At 69.7% G+C, this 18,295-nt stretch carries 19 protein-coding genes; 13 read left to right on the forward strand and 6 right to left on the reverse strand.

The annotated features are described in order from the left end of the window. Positions 1 to 98: 98 nt before the first annotated feature. From AAEP86_RS12095 to AAEP86_RS12110, 4 genes are all read right to left on the reverse strand, one after another. Positions 99 to 2,237: a 3-hydroxyacyl-CoA dehydrogenase NAD-binding domain-containing protein gene (locus AAEP86_RS12095; RefSeq protein ID WP_420367583.1), complete on the reverse strand. Its 2,139-nt coding sequence runs from the start codon at positions 2,235 to 2,237 to the stop codon at positions 99 to 101. Between the two features lie 2 nt (positions 2,238 to 2,239). Beyond that, the gene (locus AAEP86_RS12100; RefSeq protein ID WP_420367584.1) at positions 2,240 to 3,472 is read right to left on the reverse strand and encodes a thiolase family protein; all 1,233 of its coding nucleotides are present in this window, start codon (positions 3,470 to 3,472) and stop codon (positions 2,240 to 2,242) included. 106 nt (positions 3,473 to 3,578) lie between these two features. Continuing rightward, entirely contained in the window at positions 3,579 to 4,763 is a 1,185-nt protein-coding gene (locus tag AAEP86_RS12105) for an HRDC domain-containing protein (protein ID WP_420367585.1), read from the reverse strand. Between the two features lie 178 nt (positions 4,764 to 4,941). Then, positions 4,942 to 5,526, reverse strand: a complete 585-nt coding sequence (locus AAEP86_RS12110; protein WP_420367586.1) for a DUF3000 domain-containing protein — start codon at positions 5,524 to 5,526, stop codon at positions 4,942 to 4,944. A 23-nt stretch (positions 5,527 to 5,549) separates the two neighbouring features. On the opposite strand from AAEP86_RS12110, the gene AAEP86_RS12115 reads away from it, so the two are divergent. Continuing rightward, positions 5,550 to 6,773, forward strand: coding sequence for an alpha/beta fold hydrolase (locus AAEP86_RS12115; protein ID WP_420367587.1), 1,224 nt, complete (start codon positions 5,550 to 5,552; stop codon positions 6,771 to 6,773). Positions 6,774 to 6,845: 72 nt separating this feature from the next. Here AAEP86_RS12115 and AAEP86_RS12120 read toward each other — a convergent pair whose 3' ends face one another. Both AAEP86_RS12120 and AAEP86_RS12125 read right to left on the reverse strand, forming a co-directional pair. Beyond that, positions 6,846 to 7,307 (reverse strand): SufE family protein, encoded by a 462-nt coding sequence (locus AAEP86_RS12120; protein WP_420367588.1) that lies wholly within the window; start codon positions 7,305 to 7,307, stop codon positions 6,846 to 6,848. Then, entirely contained in the window at positions 7,304 to 8,209 is a 906-nt protein-coding gene (locus AAEP86_RS12125; protein WP_420367589.1) for a sulfurtransferase, read from the reverse strand. Before AAEP86_RS12125 ends, AAEP86_RS12120 begins: the two co-directional genes overlap by 4 nt. A gap of 204 nt (positions 8,210 to 8,413) precedes the next feature. On the opposite strand from AAEP86_RS12125, the gene zapE reads away from it, so the two are divergent. From zapE to AAEP86_RS12185, 12 genes are all read left to right on the forward strand, one after another. Continuing rightward, positions 8,414 to 9,370, forward strand: a complete 957-nt coding sequence (gene zapE / locus AAEP86_RS12130; protein WP_420370478.1) for a cell division protein ZapE — start codon at positions 8,414 to 8,416, stop codon at positions 9,368 to 9,370. Between the two features lie 177 nt (positions 9,371 to 9,547). Continuing rightward, positions 9,548 to 10,822: an ammonium transporter gene (locus tag AAEP86_RS12135; protein WP_420367590.1), complete on the forward strand. Its 1,275-nt coding sequence runs from the start codon at positions 9,548 to 9,550 to the stop codon at positions 10,820 to 10,822. Positions 10,823 to 10,951: 129 nt separating this feature from the next. After that, positions 10,952 to 12,067: a DUF6177 family protein gene (locus AAEP86_RS12140; RefSeq protein WP_420367591.1), complete on the forward strand. Its 1,116-nt coding sequence runs from the start codon at positions 10,952 to 10,954 to the stop codon at positions 12,065 to 12,067. Continuing rightward, a complete protein-coding gene (locus AAEP86_RS12145) occupies positions 12,064 to 12,465 on the forward strand; it encodes a hypothetical protein (protein ID WP_420367592.1) in 402 nt (133 codons plus the stop codon). Before AAEP86_RS12140 ends, AAEP86_RS12145 begins: the two co-directional genes overlap by 4 nt. Further along, a complete protein-coding gene (locus AAEP86_RS12150) occupies positions 12,446 to 12,970 on the forward strand; it encodes a hypothetical protein (protein WP_420367593.1) in 525 nt (174 codons plus the stop codon). The genes AAEP86_RS12145 and AAEP86_RS12150 overlap by 20 nt, the downstream gene beginning before the upstream one ends. Positions 12,971 to 13,009: 39 nt before the next feature. Beyond that, a complete protein-coding gene (locus tag AAEP86_RS12155) occupies positions 13,010 to 13,471 on the forward strand; it encodes a hypothetical protein (RefSeq protein WP_420367594.1) in 462 nt (153 codons plus the stop codon). Positions 13,472 to 13,537: 66 nt separating this feature from the next. Further along, a complete protein-coding gene (locus tag AAEP86_RS12160; protein ID WP_420367595.1) occupies positions 13,538 to 13,870 on the forward strand; it encodes a hypothetical protein in 333 nt (110 codons plus the stop codon). Positions 13,871 to 14,296: 426 nt separating this feature from the next. Further along, positions 14,297 to 14,713: a hypothetical protein gene (locus AAEP86_RS12165; RefSeq protein WP_420367596.1), complete on the forward strand. Its 417-nt coding sequence runs from the start codon at positions 14,297 to 14,299 to the stop codon at positions 14,711 to 14,713. Next, positions 14,707 to 15,795, forward strand: a complete 1,089-nt coding sequence (locus tag AAEP86_RS12170) for a hypothetical protein (RefSeq protein WP_420367597.1) — start codon at positions 14,707 to 14,709, stop codon at positions 15,793 to 15,795. The genes AAEP86_RS12165 and AAEP86_RS12170 overlap by 7 nt, the downstream gene beginning before the upstream one ends. Before the next feature lie 154 nt (positions 15,796 to 15,949). Then, complete coding sequence (locus tag AAEP86_RS12175; RefSeq protein WP_420367598.1) at positions 15,950 to 16,741, forward strand: hypothetical protein; 792 nt, start codon at positions 15,950 to 15,952, stop codon at positions 16,739 to 16,741. Between the two features lie 448 nt (positions 16,742 to 17,189). Further along, a complete protein-coding gene (locus AAEP86_RS12180) occupies positions 17,190 to 17,489 on the forward strand; it encodes a hypothetical protein (protein ID WP_420367599.1) in 300 nt (99 codons plus the stop codon). A gap of 108 nt (positions 17,490 to 17,597) precedes the next feature. Continuing rightward, positions 17,598 to 18,254, forward strand: a complete 657-nt coding sequence (locus tag AAEP86_RS12185) for a tyrosine-protein phosphatase (protein ID WP_420367600.1) — start codon at positions 17,598 to 17,600, stop codon at positions 18,252 to 18,254. The last annotated feature ends 41 nt before the right edge of the window (positions 18,255 to 18,295 follow it).

Here is an 18,295-nt window from a genome sequence, read left to right on the forward strand (position 1 = left end):
GTGCCGCACGAGCGAAGTCACCCCGAACCACGCAGTGCCGCGGTTCGGGGTGACGTTCGTTGTACGGCGGCGGCGACGACGTGACGCGGCCGCCGACGCTAGCGGGAGGCGGGCCCGACGATCGCCGGGTCGTGGAACGTCCCGCCGAAGACGCGCTCGGACGCACCGGAGCGGTCGAGGTAGGGGCTGATGCCGCCGGCCTGGAACGGGTAGCCCGCGCCGAGGATGAGCCCGAGGTCGATCTCCTCGACGTGCTGCACGACGCCGTCCTCGAGCATGCGGTGCACCTCGTCGGCCAGGGCGTCCTCGAAGCGCTGCTGCATCGTGGCCGCGTCGACCGGTTGCGCGTCCTTCTTCGACGGCGCGACGAGCTTCACGGCAGCCGGGTCGTACCCGGTCGCGTTGCCCTTCTTGTCGCGCGTCAGGATGTGCCCGTACTCGGCGATACGCTTCAGTCCGTCGCCCGGGTAGAACCGTTCGGGCCACGCGGCGTGGTGGGAGTCGAGGACGTGCGCGCCGACCGGCAGGCCGACGAGCTCGAGCAGTTCGAAGGGCGACATGGGCAGGCCGAGCGGCGCCGCACCCTGGGCGACGACGTCGAACGACGTGCCCTGCTCGACGCCGCGCATCGCCTCGCCGAGCACCCGGGCGAGCACCCGGTTGACGACGAAGCCGGGCTGGTCGGCGGTGATGATCGCCGTCTTCTTCAGGGTCTTCGCGACGGCGAGGGCCGTGACGAGCGTCTCGTCCGACGTGTCCGCGGTGCGGACGACCTCGAGCAGGGGCATCACGGCGACCGGGTTGAAGAAGTGGAAGCCGACGAGCCGTGAGGGGTCGGACAGCACCGAGCCCATCTCGGAGACGGACAGCGACGACGTGTTCGTGGCGAGGATCGCGTCGGGCGCGATGACCTGCTCGATCTTCCGGAACACCTCCTGCTTGACGCTCATCTCCTCGAAGACGGCCTCGATCACCCAGTCGGCGTCCGCGAAGGCGTCGTAGGACACGGAGCCGCTGACGAGGGCCTTGATGCGGTTCGCGTCGTCGGGGGAGACCCGGCCCTTGTCGAGGAGCTTGTCGACCTCGCCGCGGATCCGCTCGACGCCGGCGTCGACGCGGTTCTGGTCCACGTCGGTGATGACGACGGGGACGCCGAGCCGTCGGGCGAAGAGCAGGGCGAACTGGGACGCCATGAGCCCGGCACCGAGCACGCCCACCTTCGTGATCTTCCTGGGCTCGACACCCTCCGGTGCACCGACGGGCTTCTTCGCGCGCTTCTGCACGAGGTCGAACGCGTACATCGACGCGGCGAACTGGTCGCCGGAGATGAGGTCGGCGAGGGCGTCGTCCTCGTCGGCGAACCGTTCGTCCAGGGATCCACCGCGTGCGGCGGCGACGAGGTCGAGCGCCCGGAACGGCGACTTCGGCACCGTGCCGATCTTCGACGCGACCTGCCCGCGGGCGACCTTGACGACCGTGCCCCACGCGGCCTTCTCGAGCATGCCGGGTTCGTTCTTCCGCACGACCTTGGTGCGCCCGGCGATGACGCCGTCCGCCCAGGCGACCGAGGACGGCAGGAAGGTCACCGACGGGATGAGGGCGTCGCCGATGCCGAGGTCGACCGCGGCGGCACCGTCGAGCAGACGGTTGTTCTTGAGCGGGTTCTCGACGATGACCCGGAGTGCCCGCTCGGGGCCGATGAGCCGGGGGAGCAGCGTGGCACCGCCCCAGCCGGGGATGATCCCGAGGAACACCTCGGGCAGACCGATGCCCTGCGCGGCGGACGAGAAGACCCGGTACGTGCAGTGCAGCGCGATCTCGAGCCCTCCACCGAGCGCCAACGTGTTGACGAAGGCGAAGGACGGGACGCCGAGGTCCGAGAACCTCCGGAGGGTGGCGTGACCGAGCGCGGCGAGGTCGTGCGCGACGTCGCGGGAGGGGACCGACGCGGCCTGGGACAGGTCGGCACCGGCGGCGAAGCAGTAGTCCTTGCCGGTGATCGCGACGCCCTGGATCGTGCCGGCGGCCGCCTCGCTCCGCAGGGTGTCGAGCACCCGGGACAGCTCACGGAGCGTGCGCGGGCCGAGTGTGTTCGGGCGCTTGTAGTCCTTGCCGTTGTCGAGCGTGATCAGCGCCAGCGTGCCACCGGACGGCAGCGCGACGTGCTTGACGTACGAGTGCGTGACGACCTCGTCCTCGCTGAGTTCGGACAGTCGGTCGTTGTCGACGATGGTCATGCTCAGGCCGCCTTCCGTGCCGCGGACTTGCTGAAGTTCGGGTTCTCCCAGATGACGGTGCCGCCCTGGCCGAGCCCGATGCACATGGTCGTGATGCCGTACTTGACGTCCGGTCGCTCGGCGAACTGTGCCGCGAGCTGGGTCATCAGCCGGACACCACTGGACGCGAGCGGGTGCCCGACGGCGATCGCGCCGCCCCATGCGTTCACGTTCGGGGAGTCCTGCGCGATGCCGTAGTTGTCGAGGAAGGCGAGCACCTGGACGGCGAACGCCTCGTTGATCTCGAACAGGCCGATGTCGTCGATCGACAACCCGGCCTTGGCGAGGGCCTTGTCGGTGGCGGGGACGGGACCGATGCCCATCACCTCGGGGTCGACGCCCGCGAAGGCGAAGGAGACCATGCGCATCTTCGTCGGCAGTCCGTGCTGCTTCGCGGCGTCGGCGGACGCGAGGAGGCTCATCGTCGCGCCGTCGTTGAGGCCGGCGGCGTTGCCCGCGGTGATCCGTCCGTGCGGGCGGAACGGCGTCTTGAGGGCGGCCAGGGCCTCCAGGGTCGTCCCGGGGCGGGGCGGCTCGTCGGTGGAGACGACGTCCCAGCCCTCGCCCGTGTTGACCTCGACCGGCACCAGGTCCGGCTGCAGCTTGCCGCCGGCCCACGCTGCGGCGTAGCGCTGCTGGGACTGCACGGCGAAGGCGTCGGTGCGGTCCTTCGTGATCGCGGGGAAGCGGTCGTGCAGACGCTCGGCGGTCTTCCCCATCACGAGGGCGTCGCCGTTCACCAGGCGCTCCGCGACGAAGCGTGGGTTCGGGTCGGCGTTGAAGCCCATCGGGTGCCGACCCATGTGCTCGACGCCACCGGCGATGGCGACGTCCGCGGCGCCGAACGCGATGGCACCGGCGAGGGTCGTGACGCTCGTCATGGCTCCGGCGCACATCCGGTCGATCGCGTACCCGGGAACCGTCTTCGGCAGACCGGCGAGCATGCCCACGGTCCGGCCGAGCGTCAGCCCCTGGTCGCCCTGCTGCGTGGTGGCCGCGACGGCGACGTCGTCGACGGCCGCACCGTCCAACGAGGCGTTCCGGTCGAGGAGCCCGCGCATCGCGTGCACCGCGAGGTCGTCGGCGCGGGTCTTCCAGAACACCCCCTTCTCCCCGGCTCGGCCGAACGGTGTCCGAACACCGTCCACGAAGACGACTTCTGCTGCCTGTGGCAATCTGGGCCTCCAGATCCTCATCGATCGTGTCGGGGCACGTTCCGCCCCGACCGGCCGGGACGTACCCGGCATGCTGGGTCGACGCTATGCCCCGACGCTGTGCGGTCGCATGCCCGTTGGGGCGTTCCTACGATTCCGTGTTGCTCTCGGCAGCAGGGGCCTGTGCAGCAGCGACAAAGGCGTGCGCGATGATCGACGCGGTCTCCTCCACCTGCCACGGACGGGCCTCGTGCGCGGCGAGCACGGCGCCGACGGTCTCGGTCGCGACCGGCGTCGGCGGTTCCCACGACACGGTGCGGAGCGTGTCCGGGGTGAGGAGGTTCTCGACGGGCAGGTCGAGTTCCTCGGCGCGGGCGACGACCGCGGCGCGGGCTGCCTTGTAGCGACGGTCCGCTGCCGGGTTCCGGTCGGCCCAGGCCCGCGGCGGCGGGAGCGTGGCCTCGCCGGTCCCGCGGAGCTTCGGCAGGTCCTCGGTCGTGCGGCCCTCCTCGACGGCGGCCCACCACCGGTCGAGCTCGGACCGGCTGGCACGGCCGGTGAAGGCCTTCACCCCGCTCAGCTCGCCCTTCGACGCGGGGTTCGCGGCGGCGGCGGCGACGATGGCGGAGTCCGGGATGGTCCGGCCCGGAGCGATGTCGGCCTCGCGGGCGTAGGCGTCGCGAGCGGTCCACAGTGCCCGGGCGATCGCGAGGGCGCGCGCGCCGCGCAGGGCGTGCATCCCGGAGAGTCGTCGCCAGGGCTCGGCCCGCGGCGGCTTCGGCCCCCGGCTGAGGACCGCGGCGAACTCCTCCTCCGCGAAGCGGGTCTTCCCGGCGACCTCGAGGTTCTCCGCCAGCGCGTCGCGGAGGTCGGGCAGGAGCTCGACGTCGAGCGACGCGTAGACGAGCCAGGCCTGCGGCAGCGGTCGCGTCGACCAGTCGGCCGCGGAGTGGGCCTTCGCGAGCGTGATGCCGAGCAGCTGCTCGACGACCGCGCCGAGTCCGACGCGCGGGAACCCGGCGATGCGTGCCCCGAGCTCGGTGTCGAAGATCCGGGTCGGGACGAGTCCGACCTCCTGCAGGCACGGCAGGTCCTGCGAGGCGGCGTGGAACAGCCACTCCTCGTCGACGATCGCGTCCTGGAGTTCGGAGAAGGTGCCGATCGGGATCGGGTCGAACAGGAAGGCGCCGGCACCACGGCGGAACACCTGGATGAGGTAGGCGCGCTGGGAGTAGCGGTAGCCGCTCGCCCGCTCGGCATCGACGGCAACCGGCCCGTGCCCGGCGGCGATCGCGGCGACGGCGTCGAGGTACTCCTCGCGCGTCTCGATCACGTGGACGGCGTCGTGCGAGGCCTCGAACGCCGGAGCAGCAGGACCGGCCGGAGCAGCAGGACCGGCCGGAGCAGCAGGACCAGCGGAGCCCCCCGGACCAGCGGAGCCCCCCGGACCAGCGGAGTCCACCGGACCGGCGGAGCCCCCCGGAGCGGCGGAGCCTGCCGGGGCGTCGGGGTCAGTCACGTGCGAGCCTCCTCGGGGCCAACAGGGTCACGCCGTCCGACGCGGGCGGCAGACCGGCGAGCATCGCCACGATCTCCTCCCACGCCTCGACGTGTGCGGTGAGGTCGTCCCCCCGCGGGGTCCAGGACGCGCGCAGTTCGAGCTGTGCGCCGTCGCCCTGGGCAGCGAGGTCGCCGTACCCGCGCGAGATGATCTTGGTGGCCGTCCCGGAGGCCCGGTCGTACGTCGCTCCGTGCGCCGCGAGCGCGTCCACGAGCCAGCTCCACGTGACGTCGGCGACGAACTCGTCGACGCCGATCTCGGGTTCGAGCGGGGCCTGCGCGAAGGTCACGATGCGGAACGGACCGCCCCAGCCCTCCGGTTCGTCCGGGTCGTGCAGGGCGATGAACCGGCCGGTGCCGAGGTCCGAGTCGATCCCGTGGACGGCGCCGGACACGTCCGCCGCGAGGGCGATGGAGAACGGCGCGATGCGGGACGGCGAGGGGATCTCGGTGATCGTCGTCTCGGCGCGGGTGCCGCCCGACGCCACGAACGCACGGAGCCGCGCGAAGGCGTCGGGCTCTTGGTTCTCGGACACGAATGCAGACTAGGCTCCGGACCATGTCCCGATCCGCGCGACCCGCCGAGGACGCCGTCCAGGACACCGCCCGATCGGCCGGACTGGTCGCCCTCGGGGCCGGGGTCGCGGCAGCCGCCGTCACGACGGCGGTCATCGGGGGGTTCGTCGCCGCGGTCGCCCGCGCGGTCGTCACCCCGGACCGCAAGCGCGCCGAACGCGTCCCGATCCACGCGGTCGACCCGACACGGATGACGGTCACGATCGAACGCACCGCGGACACCGAGCTGCAGGGCCGGTACAGCCTGTGGTTCGGCGGCGGGACCGGCCACATGCGGATCGGGGAGGTCCTCGGGACGACGGACACCACCGTGACGCGGCGCATCATCGCGATCGACGCGGGCGACCCGACCGCCGCACGACGCGGACGGTGGGGTGGCTGGTTCTACCTGACGCCGGGCGAGCTCGACGTGCCGGTGGAGGACGTCGACGTCCCGACGCCGAACGGCCCCGCCCCGGCCTGGGTGGTCCGCGCGGACGCCCCGGACGCCCCGTGGGCCGTCCTCGTGCACGGGCGCGGCGTGACCCGTGCCGAGACGATCCGCGCGCTCCCCGTGTTCCGCGCCGCCGGCTACTCCGTGGTCCTCGCGTCGTGGCGGAACGACGGCGTCGCCCCGCGCAGCGTCGACGGCCGCTACGGGCTCGGCAGCACCGAGTGGGAGGACGTCGACGCGGTCCTCCGCTGGCTCTCCGCGCAGGGCGCCTCGAGCGTCGTGCTCATGGGGTGGTCGATGGGCGGCGCCGTGGTCCTGCAGACCCTCGTCCGGTCCCGCTTCGCGCACCTCGTCGACGGCGTCGTCCTCGAGTCGCCGGTGGTCGACTGGCACGCCGTCCTGAAGTCGCAGAGCCAGCTGCTCCGCCTGCCCCGGCCGGTCCGCAAGGTCGCGCAGCGGCTCCTCCGCACACCCGTACTGCACCGGCTCACGGGCCTGCGCCGGCCGGTCGACCTCCGCGAGCTCGACATGGTCGCCCGCGCCGACGAGCTCCGTGTGCCGATCCTGCTCATGCACAGCGACGACGACGGCTTCGTGCCGTCCTCGGCGTCCCGTGCCCTGGCGGCGGCGCGGCCGGACCTGGTGCGGCTCGAGATCCAGACGACCGCCCGGCACACCAAGCTCTGGAACCACGACGCCGACTGGTTCGACGCCCGCATCCTCGCGTGGCTCACCGAGGTGGTACAGCCGACCGACGCGACCAGCGCGCGGTAGGCGCACCACGAGACGGGACGGGAGGCCCGTGGCGGGTCCGCCACGGGCCTCCCGTCCGTCGTGCGGGGCCGGTCACGCCGCGACGGCCGCCTGCACCTGTCGCTGCACCCGGCCGAGCATCCCGACCATGCCGCGGATCCGCAGCGGGCTGACCGCCTCGCTCAGTCCGAGCGTCAGCGGGTAGTCGGCGGGGACGGCCAGCACCTGTTCGACGGTGAGACCGGACAGACCCTGCGCCAGGATCGAGGCGAAGCCCCGGGTGGTCGGCGCCTCGCGCGGTGCGGTCGCGTGCATGCGGACGACGTCCGGGGCGTCGCCGTCCTCGCCCACGGTGACCGTGATGAAGACGGGGGACTGGCACTCCTCGACACGCTCGAGTTCGTCCTCGTGCCCCTGCAGCCGCTCGGGCAGCGCGGGGAGCTCGTTCGAGAACTCGAGGAGCAACTGGAGCCGGTCCTGCTGGGTGAGCTCGAGGAAGTCGTCGCGGATCTCGGCGAGCGCTGGGGGGAGCGGGGTGTCGGTGCTGTCGGTCATCGGTTCGGGAGCGTACCCGGCTCGGTGCCGACGGCGATGGGCACGCGCACGGCGCTTCCCCACTCCGTCCAGGAGCCGTCGTAGTTGCGGACGTTCGGGTACCCGAGCAGGTGCTGCAGGACGAACCAGGTGTGGCTCGACCGCTCGCCGATCCGGCAGTAGGCGATGACCTCGTCCGCGTCGCCGATGCCGGCGCCGTCGCGGTACACGGCGTCGAGCTCGGCGCGGGACCTGAAGGTGCCGTCCGGAGCGGCGGCGGTCGCCCACGGGATGTTCACGGCGGTGGGGACGTGCCCCGCGCGGAGGGCGCCCTCCTCCGGGTAGTCGGGCGCGGTGGTCCGGTCCCCGCTGTACTCCGGGGCGCTGCGCACGTCGATGAGGGGCTTGCCGAGGTGGGCGAGGACGTCGTCCTTGTAGGCGCGGATCTCGGTGTCGACCCGGTCGACCACGGGGTACTCGGTCGGGGTGACGTCGGTGCGGTCGGTGGTGAGCGCGCGGTCCTCGGCGATCCACTTCGTGCGGCCGCCGTCGAGCAGGCGAACGTCCTCGTGGCCGAACAGGGAGAAGACCCAGAGGGCGTACGCGGCCCACCAGTTGTTCTTGTCGCCGTAGAGCACCACGGTCGTCTCGCGCCCGATGCCCTTGCTGCCGAGCAGGGCGGCGAAGGCCTCGCCGTCGACGTAGTCGCGCAGCACCGGGTCGTTGAGGTCGGTGTGCCAGTCGATCTTCACCGCGCCCGGGACGTGGCCGGTCTCGTAGAGCAGGACGTCCTCGTCGGACTCCACCACGACCAGGTCCGGGGTGCCCGCGTCCAGCTGTTCCTGCAGCCACTCGGTGGAGACGAGGCGCTCCGGGTGCGCGTAGGCGGCGAACTTCTCGGACGGGTCGACCGGTGCGGTCATCGGGGGTACCTCCTGTGGACTGGCGACGGATCGTCGTGACGGCACCGGACTAGGATCGGTCGTCGGTGCCTGTGGGCAACGGTACGCGGACGTGCCGTTCGCCTCCTGCAACGTGACACCGCACGACATGCTTCCCGGAGGGCCCAGCAGTTGCCGAACCCCGCTCACCTCGCCGACCGCGACCCGCAGGTCACCCCGCAGCAGATGGCCGCCTCGTTGGTGCCGCCGCCGCAGTTCGCCGAGGCGTCGTTCGCCTCGTACCGGCCGGACCCGGACTACCCGTCCCAGGCGGAGGTCCGGGACGCGGTGGAGGCGTTCGTCGTCGCGGGACCGGAGGCGGCCTCGCCGCGCCGCGGGTTGTTCGGGCGTCGGAAGGCGGCCTCGACGGACGCTGCCGCCAAGTCCGGTGTCTACCTCGACGGCGGCTTCGGCGTGGGCAAGACCCACCTGCTCGCCGCGGCGTACCACGCGGCCTCCGGCCGGAAGACCTTCGGCACGTTCATCGAGTACACCGCGCTCGTGGGCGCCCTCGGGTTCCAGGGGACGGTCGACCTGCTGCGCGGTACGGCGCTCGTGTGCATCGACGAGTTCGAGCTCGACGACCCGGGCGACACGATGGTGATGACCCGGCTGATCAAGGAACTGTCCGAGTCCGGCACCCGGTTCGCCGCGACGTCGAACACCCCGCCGGGGGCGCTGGGCGAGGGGCGCTTCGCCGCCCAGGACTTCCTCCGCGAGATCCAGGCGATGTCGGACCGCTTCGAGACCCTGCGCATCGACGGTCTCGACTACCGCCGTCGCGCGGTCGACGAGTCGGCCCGGGTGGTGTCGGACGTCGAGGGGGCGCTGCCGGCGGGGAACGTCACGCTGGACGACTTCCGGACCGTCGTCGCACACCTCGGGTCCGTGCACCCGTCGCGGTACGTCGCGATGGTCGACGGGCTCGACGCGGTCGGGCTCACGGACGTCCAGCCCTTCGCCGACCAGACCGACGCCCTGCGGTGGGTGGCACTCGTGGACCGGCTGTACGACGCCCAGGTGCGGATCGTCGCGTCCGGCACGCCGCTCGACCAGGTGTACCCGGAGAGCATGTTGAGCGGCGGCTACCGGAAGAAGTACCTCCGCGCTGCCAGCCGCGTCGTCGCGCTGTCCCGCGCCTGATCGCGCGCACGACCGTTCCACAGGGGCCGTCCCGCCGTACGAAACACGACGTTTACACGGAGCGCCCTCGCGTTACACCCGCGAAACACTTCGTGCTCCCTCGTGAAACCTCGCCTCGCCAGACTCGTGACACCCGAAGCGGTCCAAGAGCCGTCGGCGCAATCGAGAGGTGAACAGATGCTTGATCAGGGCAACACGACGTTCGTGTTGGTCATGGCGGCGCTGGTGTTGTTCATGACACCCGGCCTGGCCTTCTTCTACGGCGGTCTGGTGAAGGCCAAGTCCGTCATCAGCATGATGATGATGTCCTTCGGGGCGATCGCCCTGGTGAGCGTCCTCTGGGTGCTCTACGGCTACGCGATCGCGTTCGCCAACCACGGCGACGGCACGGCGGTGTCGGGCGTCGTCGGCTTCTTCAGCATCGACTGGAACCAGATCGGTCTCGGCCAGGCCTTCGAGGAGGCCACGGCGTCGAAGATCAACGCCGCGTACCCCTCGATGGCGTTCGTCGGCTTCCAGGCCACCTTCGCGATCATCACCGTCGCCCTCATCTCGGGCGCGATCGCCGACCGCGCCAAGTTCGGCGCATGGATGGTCTTCGCCGGCGTCTGGGTCACGGTCGTCTACTTCCCGGTCGCCTCGTGGGTGTTCAACCTCACCTCCGGCTGGGCAGCGACGTGGGGCGTCATCGACTTCGCCGGTGGCACCGCGGTGCACATCAACGCCGGTGCCGCGGGCCTGGCCCTCGCGCTCGTCCTCGGCAAGCGCGTCGGCTTCGCGAAGGGTGCGCACAAGCCGCACAACCCGCCCTTCGTCCTGCTCGGTGCGGCGATCCTCTGGTTCGGCTGGTTCGGCTTCAACGCCGGGTCCGAGGGCGCCGCTGACGGCATCGCCTCGATCGCCTGGGTGAACACCCTCGCCGCCCCGGCTGCCGCGATCCTCGGTTGGCTGCTCGTCGAGAAGCTCAAGGACGGCAAGGCCACCTCGATCGGTGCCGCGTCGGGTGCCGTCACCGGCCTCGTCGCGATCACCCCGGCCTGCGCCAACTTGACCCCGGGCTGGGGCATCCTGCTCGGCTTCATCGCGGGCATCATCTGCTGCTTCGCGATCGACTGGAAGTACCGTCTCGGCTTCGACGACTCGCTCGACGTGGTCGGCGTGCACCTGGTCGGCGGCATCGTCGGCACGCTGTACCTCGGCTTCTTCGCCAACGACACCGGCCTCATCTACTCCGGCTCGTTCGCCCAGCTCGGCAAGCAGGCGGCCGCCGCCGGCGCCGTCGGTGCGTACTCCTTCGTGCTCGCCTTCATCATCGGCACGATCATCGAGAAGACGATGGGCTTCCGCGTGAAGACCGAGGACGAGGTCGCCGGCATCGACACCGCGGTCCACGGCGAAGAGGGCTACGTCCTCTACGACGAGGCCGACCGCACCCCGGTCAACGTCCGGTAGCACCAGCACCACCCGTCCGACGGGCCCCGCGCACACAGCAGCGCGGGGCCCGTCGTCGTGTCGGCGCCGGCCGAGGGCACCGTCATCGGGGTTCGATCCCGGAACGCGGTCGACCGGTAGGGTTCCGGCGTGGACGACGTCACCCTCGCGCACCCACTCGTCGACGCCGTCGGGCCCGGCTTCGTGGTGTCCGAGACCGACGCCGCGGTCGTGTCGCTCTCCTCCGCCCGCACGGGCCTCGTCCTCGAGACGCGCGCGGCCGACGCGGCCTTCGTCCTGCTGACCCCGTCCTCCAGCCGCGTCACGCCGGCGATGCTCGCGATGCTCCGTCGGACCAGCAGCGCCTGGGTCGTCCGCGAGGGCGACCGCTACCGCGCCGCCGGCTCCGCCGAGGTCACCGACGACGTCGCTACCGCGATGCTCGCCCCGCAGGACTCGCCACGGAGCACCCGCCTCGGCGCCGACGAGGTCCCCTGGGTCGAGGTCGTCGCCGCCGTCCACCACCCCGCCACCGAGCAGGCCGCCATCGGACGCACCGCGGAACTCCTGCTCGCCGGGCTCGCCGACACCGCCCCGACCGGGTGGGGAACCGTCGAGCCCGCGACGCTCGCGTGGGACGTCGGCGCCGTCACCGACTTCGCTCGCGGTCGCGCACCCCGCCCGACCCGACTGGTCGCCGTCGCCCCGCTCGAGGGCGGTGTCGCCTCGGTGCAGATCCGGGTGGAGCGGTCCGCCACGGGCGTCACCGAGGAGACGCGGCTGGCACTGCCACGGTCGGGCTCCCGCCCCGACGGGTCGGGAGGCACGACTCGGCTCGACCGCGACGGGTCGGGAGGCGCGGTTCGGCTCGACCGCCACGCTCCGGCGCCGGTGGACGGTCCCGTCGTGGCCGTCCTCGGCGACCTGGCGCGCCGCCAGCGGGTCCTCCTCGCCACCGCCTGGCGGTCCGGCGGCCACCCGGACGGCACCCTCGCGGCCCGGCAGCGCGGGATGCCGGTCCCGCTCGGCGCGGTCGTCGGTGCTGCGGCGGTGCGCGACCTCGGCGTGGACCCGGCGACGCTCCCGGACGGGGCGTCCGTCGTCGGACCGGCCCGGGTGCCCTCGCTCCTGCTCGACTTCGCACCGTCGGAGCTTGGCCTGACGGGCGGCGCCGAGGTCGAGGCGCGCTGGCGTCGGCTCGCGGTGCTCGGCACCGCCCTCGGCCCCCGCGCCACCTCGCTGCTCGGCTTCGGGGACGCCCGGTGAGCGCCGAGTGGACGATCCTGACCGCCGGACACGTCGACGCCGCGGCGGTGCTCGTCGGAGCCGCCGCGGTCGACCCGGACGTCGGCATCCGCCAGCTCTGGGAGGGCGACGCCCTGCAGCTCGTCACCGACGACGGCGTGGTGCTCCTGACGCTCTTCCAGTCCCGGAGGCTCGACGATCCGTCCGACGCCGGACGGCTGCTCGGCCATCCCTTGTCGACGGCACCTGATCCGTTATGGTGGAGCGAGGTCCACGCGGCAGCACAACCCCCGTTCCGGGGGACAGCCGAGCGGATCGTGCGCAGCATCGCTGACGCCGCCGGGGGAACGGCGGAGTCCTGGTCGTGGAGTACCGGCCTCTACAGGATGGGTTTGCGGGATGGTGAGCAGCGTCATTGACGTTTCAGGTTGGCAGTTGAAAGTGCAGTGGGCAGCGCGGCAACAGTCCGCTGAGGAGATCGCGGATCTCGCATTGCAGAGTTGCGATCGGTTCGTCCGAGCGTTCCCGGAGTTTGAGGGAGCGTGGAAGGTGAGCAGCGAGGTCGGCTCGGTCGAGTACAGGGACAACGCAGTGCCCGAACTCGTGCGATCGAGCCTGCTGCGTGTCGACGGTGAGCCGGATCCGGCTCGGGGGTTCAGCTTCTTGCTGCTCTCGCCAGTGATGGACGGTAGCTATGCGGCCATCCGCGTGCGTGCCGGTGCCACACATCAAACGCGACGGGTGGCACCGAACTCGGTCTCTCTGGACTTTTCTTCTGTGGATTTCGGCGAGCCGGTGACTCTGAGGACGTCGGGTCCGGGTTTCGAAGCATTCGTTGATCTCGCAAAGTCCCTCGAGGTGCTCTGGGAGGCAGAGAGCATGAAGGTTGCCGACCGTGCTCCTGAGGACCTTCTCGGTGAATGAGTTGAGGAGGGCGGGACCTCCGGGGACGAGGTCCGAAGCGTGCACTCCGATGCACCCCCGAAGCTGTTCGATGGCGCAGCAACATCAGTCGACAGAGACGGCACGCCGTCGCTCTTGACCGACCATCACTTCTCGCACTCGTTCCTCGATGCCGGCGGGCTGGAACGTCATGAGGGACCCGGTGGCTATCCGAAGGCGCATACACTCGAAGAGCACTATCTCGGTCGACACGGGCCGATGACAGACGCTGAGATCGCGTCGCGGGCAGACATGAGCCCGAAGGGGAACAGCGCGTTCCGAGTACCGCCGGACGAGCTCGATCGACTCATCGGTCAAGCGCTCGATTCAGAGTTCGATGAGATCAGGTCTTGGCTCGGGGACGACCCGGCGAAGCCCGCCAAACCAGGGTCGACTCAGTTCACAGTCGTGTTCGACTCGGATATTGGGCGACATTTGCCGAGGGGAAGTTCACCGATGTGCGACGAGTGTTCATTCAGCTGAAGTGGTCTCAGCAAGCGCCGGGGCACTTCTGGATCCGTACCGCTTATCCGAAGCCTTAGGAGCAGCATGAACATCGAACAGGTCGAACGAATCGATGAGGACACGTACCGCGAGCTCCTTCCGATGGTCGGCCGACTGTTGGAGGGCATGTACCTCAGGTGGTACGTCGACTTCGATTCCGTCGACGAGATCGTTCTCGATCTCATCGAAGGCTACGATGAAGACGACATCAAGCGGATGCTGCGGGAATTCGATGATGTCTTCGCCACCGGACTTGCGCCGTCCAACGCGGAAGGCCTGCTTTCGCGCCTTGATTCGGACGCCCCTCCTGGGCGGAACGGGCTCGACGGCCTAGAATGGCTGCAGCGCATCCGGGCGATTGTTGCATCGGCGTTGTAGATACTTCTACGGAAGAATTCGCCACTGCGGATCACCGGGCACTCCGGAGGTGCGATACATGCCTGACATTGAAGATCTTGGCACGGTGGAACTTCGTCGAACCCTTCCTGCACTCTCGTCTCTCCTCCCTGCAATCTTCTACCCCACTTGGGAGATGGACTCATCGTCGGGTTCGAGGGCTTTCACGACCACCAACTCTCTCGATCACGGGATCGAACGGTGTGTGATCCGGACCGCTTCCCCGACCCGGATCGGAGACTGCAGTGGTTGACGTGTCCGAGCTCGGTACCAGAAGGCCTCCGATGCGATTGCTTGCCTCGGTGGACGGCCATCGGTGTAGACGAACAGCCGATCATCGGGCACGTCGAACTCCAGGCGGAGCACGCCACCGCAACGTGGGAACTCGTGAAGCGCAACGATCCAGGGATGGCCGAGCAGCAACACTTCACGGGTATTCACCGGCAGAGTGACGGCAGAGTTCCGGAGTTGGTCGCGCGTCTCGACGACGAAAGGTCGGTTGCTCTCGACGGCTACCGTGTCGAGGACGGTGAGCGTGTCTTCAGGGACACGAAGGGAAATCACTCCTTCTGGTACGACTCCAAGAATTGGTCGGCCGAAAGAATCGCGCTCAAGGATCGCACCGAGATCCAGGGCACCGTGGATCAGGTACGTCGGCAGGTCACGGCCATCGATCGGCTCGGAGGCGGCAGGCTTGAGTACATCGTGACGGACGAGCGCTTCGCGCGACTTCTCGACGATGCCGTCGATCGTGCGAACATCGATTGGGACGTCGATGTGGACATCTTCTACCGGCCGATGGAGCGAAGGAGATCGCCGTGGTGAGTGTTTGGCAGTCGTCGCAGCCGTACATCCAAGTTTCTTGGCGTGCTGAGGAGCATCCCCTCGAGGATTCGCCGCAGCGGATCCGCGAATCGGTCGGAACGGTCGCTCGGCTCGGCGGCGTGTTCGCTGGTGAGTGGAGCGTTGCCGTCTGGGGAAGTCCGGATGCGGATGCGGTGCGCGTCGATGACTTGGACGATGCCGCGCTCCTGCGCCTCATCGAGCGGGGTGTCGACCGGAACCACGACGGTTCGGTGTTCGAGCCTGGGGGGTACTCAGCGAGCCTCGCGACAACTCCTTCCGACGGGACCGGTGCGGTGATCGAGCTGCACATCGGTGCAGCATCGGACCAGCCGAACTCGGGATCACTCACGGTGTCGATCATGCAATCGGACAGAGCCGCGAACCTCGACGTGAGCGAATCCCTCGGCAAGGACGGACGACAGGCTCTCGAGTCTTTGGTGAGATTGTGGGGAGCGTCGTCAGGTCGTCTGGGAATCGCGAAGGCGGACCGCGCGCAACGCAAGCTTCTCTTTCGCCTGGGGCTGACGACGTTCTTGCGGGATCGTACCGTTCCGTTCACGCAGGTCCCGATGCCGGCGAGCGTCGAGATCTCGAATGTCGAAGACGGCGTCTGGATCGACGTTCGTCCGGGCAGCGAGGAGGTGGATGCGGTTGTTGCGGCTGTGGTCGAAGCGTCGGCCGTGATCAATGATCCAGCACTCCGGTTTCGGTACGTGATTGAACTGGGCGACATCGGGTACGAGAACTTTCCTGACGCGATCCCGCTGCTCGGGGGCTTCTTGGAGAATCTCTACCAGTACTGGTGGGACGACTACTCGTCCATTGCCGACTACGTCGACTTCTACGTCGACGGATTCACCGCGGAAGAGCTCGCTGCGATGCGGCAGGAGTTCGTCTCGCTGGGCGCTGATCGCGCAGACGACGGCGACGTAGAGACCTTCCTGCGTCGCATGAACGTGAACTACCGCATCAGTTCGGGGTCAGGTCGAGCGTTGTTGCGGGAAGTGGGGCAACGAGTCGACGAGCTCGCCGACGGCGCGGTTCCGAAGGTCTTCGACTGAACCTGCTCGGGCTTCTTCATCGAGACCGCATCCACAACCCCTCCGGAGGTGTGATGGATGCCTGGCATCGGGGAAGTCCTCGAGGACGCGCTCATGGACAGACGGCTCGACGTCGACGTGATCTTCCGATCGATGCCAACTTGACGAACGGAGTGTGGTGACGTCGATCTGGACGACCCAACAGCCCTCGATTCGGCTGCAGTGGGGAACGCGCGCGTACGACCCGGCGGACACGGTCAGCGCTCTCCGCGAGACGTTGGACGTGCTCGCGCTGTGCGGTCGGCCGTTCGCCGGACCCTGGAAGCTTTCCGACCCGGCGTCGCGGGACGCGGACGGCGCCCGCATCGACTTGCTCGACGACGACACGGTGCGGCGGGTCCTCGGACGCGGCGTCGCGCGGAACCACGACGGAGAGCCGTTCCCGAAGGACGGCTACGGCGCCACTCTGGTGAGCGGTCTCGTGGACGGAGTCGGGGTCTCCGTTGGCCTGCACGTCGGGGCCACGGTGAACCGTTACGTCGTGAACGAGCTCACTGTGACGCAGCGAGCCGTCGTGCCGGACGCGACAGCCGACCTCCGGGACTCCTTCGGCCGTCATCAGGTCGAGGTACTGCAGCGCCTCGTCGACATCTGGTCTCCGGACCTCGCGCAGGTCACCCTTCGTGATGCCAGCCGGAGCCAGCGGCGGTTCAAGACGCTGGTGGGGCTGACCAACTACTTCCGCGGCGACCGCGGCTCGTTCTTCTCGGCGATCGAATTGCCCGCGGTTGCGAAGATCAGAGTCTCGGACGAGGGAACCTGGCTGAACATCGATGTCGGTCATGACGACCTGGTCACCACCGTCGCTGGGATCGTCGCGACCGCCGATGTGGTCGAGGACGCTGGCGGACTCGTTGTCGGCGCCCCGACCGACGGCACGACCGACGCCCGGCCCGAGGGGCGGTAGGCGATGCGGCAGCGGATGCGGCCCCCCAGGTCGCGGACCTCGTGTTGCGGAGCCGCCATCGAGGTGATCGAGCACGCTGGGCAGGATGACTGACGAGATGACCTCGCCGGGCGCGGTCTGCAAACTCGCCTTGCCAGATCGTGAAGTTCAACGCGAACATCGATCCAGTCGCACACTTCGGAATCGGCGGCCGGGCCTTCCTCGCCCTGGTCGCCACCCGGCCGAGCGGTGGAACCATGGAGACTGACGTGACCGAGTGGCTCCTGGTCGTGGACTGGGACGCTCGCCCCGACACGCCGGACCAGATCAGTGCCTGTCTGTCAAAGGCGTCCGAGCTGATCGGCGAGCGATTCCCTCGTTCGCCGGTGTCTGGACGGTCCGTGGGCAGCAGGTCGATGCGTCGGTCGAGGGGGCGTGGCCAGCGATCATCGCGGAGTCGGTCTACACCGTGGACGGTCGTCCGGAACCGATGCGCGGCTTCGGTCTGTCCCTGATCGCGGAACTGGCAGTGGGGGCGTACCTCCACGTTGCCGTCACGGCGGGCGGTCGTTCCCAAACAGTGGTCAACAAACCGAACGAGTTCGCGCTCGACTTCCGTGCGAGCAGGTTCGGCGATCGAGTGACGGTCGGTCTGGGTGCCGCTGCAGAGGACGACTGGCTGGACCTTGGACGTGCGCTGCAGTCCATCTGGGGCGCGACCGAGCTGCGCCTCGCTTTCGCGTACGGGGACGAGCCGCGAGTGGTGTGACGAGATCGCCCGAACCGCTCCGATCGCCGGCAGAGCAGGGCTGTCCCCGCCGGTCCTCGACTGGCTTGTCGATCGTCGCAGGTGACTCGTCTCCGGCAGAGTGGACTCATGACGACGACGTCGAACGCCCTCACCAACCTCCGCCCCGTCGGAAGTACCGCCCTCCAGGCCGACCACCACCGGACCGTGTACCGGGCGAACACCGAGCCGGTCGGACCCGAGGCGTACCCGTCCGACCTGGCCGCGGTGATCGACCTCCGCCGCGTTGACGAGACCGCCGCCGTTCCGCACCCTCTCGCGGCTGCCCCTGGTTACCGGAGTGTCCCGATGTTCGATCCGTCGTCGGGCCTGGAGTCGGCCGCCGAGGCGATCACCCTCGAGGACCAGTACATCGACTGGCTCGACCGGCACCGCAGCGGGATCGCCGACGCACTCCGTGCCGTCGCGGCCACCGATGGTGACGTGCTGGTCTGCTGCTCGGCCGGGAAGGACCGCACCGGAATCGTCAGCGCGCTGCTCGCCCGGCACTGGGGCGCAGACCTCGACGCGGTCGGTGCAGACTACGCGGTGAGTGCCGAGCGGCTCGTCGACCGCTTCGCTCGGGAACGCGCAGCGAGCACCGACCCCGAGGCCACCGCGACCGCGCAACGGTGCGTCCCCGAGATCATGACCACGGTCATCGAGCACGTCGAGCGCCGCTGGGGGAGCGTCGACGACTACCTGCGGGCCATCGGCCTGCAGGACGCGGAGATCGCGGCGCTCTGACCGCGACGGTGGTCGCGTTCTCGACGTGACCACGCACTGGA

The organism is Curtobacterium sp. L1-20 (assembly GCF_048755855.1).
GTDB lineage: Bacteria > Actinomycetota > Actinomycetes > Actinomycetales > Microbacteriaceae > Curtobacterium.

Coding starts and splice junctions, on each gene's coding strand:
- AAEP86_RS12095 (WP_420367583.1), bottom strand. CDS start 2,237: ATGACCATCGTCGACAACGACCGACTGTCCGAACTCAGCGAGGACGAG.
- AAEP86_RS12100 (WP_420367584.1), bottom strand. CDS start 3,472: ATGAGGATCTGGAGGCCCAGATTGCCACAGGCAGCAGAAGTCGTCTTC.
- AAEP86_RS12115 (WP_420367587.1), top strand. CDS start 5,550: ATGTCCCGATCCGCGCGACCCGCCGAGGACGCCGTCCAGGACACCGCC.
- AAEP86_RS12120 (WP_420367588.1), bottom strand. CDS start 7,307: ATGACCGACAGCACCGACACCCCGCTCCCCCCAGCGCTCGCCGAGATC.
- AAEP86_RS12125 (WP_420367589.1), bottom strand. CDS start 8,209: ATGACCGCACCGGTCGACCCGTCCGAGAAGTTCGCCGCCTACGCGCAC.
- zapE (WP_420370478.1), top strand. CDS start 8,414: ATGGCCGCCTCGTTGGTGCCGCCGCCGCAGTTCGCCGAGGCGTCGTTC.
- AAEP86_RS12135 (WP_420367590.1), top strand. CDS start 9,548: ATGCTTGATCAGGGCAACACGACGTTCGTGTTGGTCATGGCGGCGCTG.
- AAEP86_RS12150 (WP_420367593.1), top strand. CDS start 12,446: ATGGTGAGCAGCGTCATTGACGTTTCAGGTTGGCAGTTGAAAGTGCAG.
- AAEP86_RS12160 (WP_420367595.1), top strand. CDS start 13,538: ATGAACATCGAACAGGTCGAACGAATCGATGAGGACACGTACCGCGAG.
- AAEP86_RS12165 (WP_420367596.1), top strand. CDS start 14,297: ATGGCCGAGCAGCAACACTTCACGGGTATTCACCGGCAGAGTGACGGC.
- AAEP86_RS12185 (WP_420367600.1), top strand. CDS start 17,598: ATGACGACGACGTCGAACGCCCTCACCAACCTCCGCCCCGTCGGAAGT.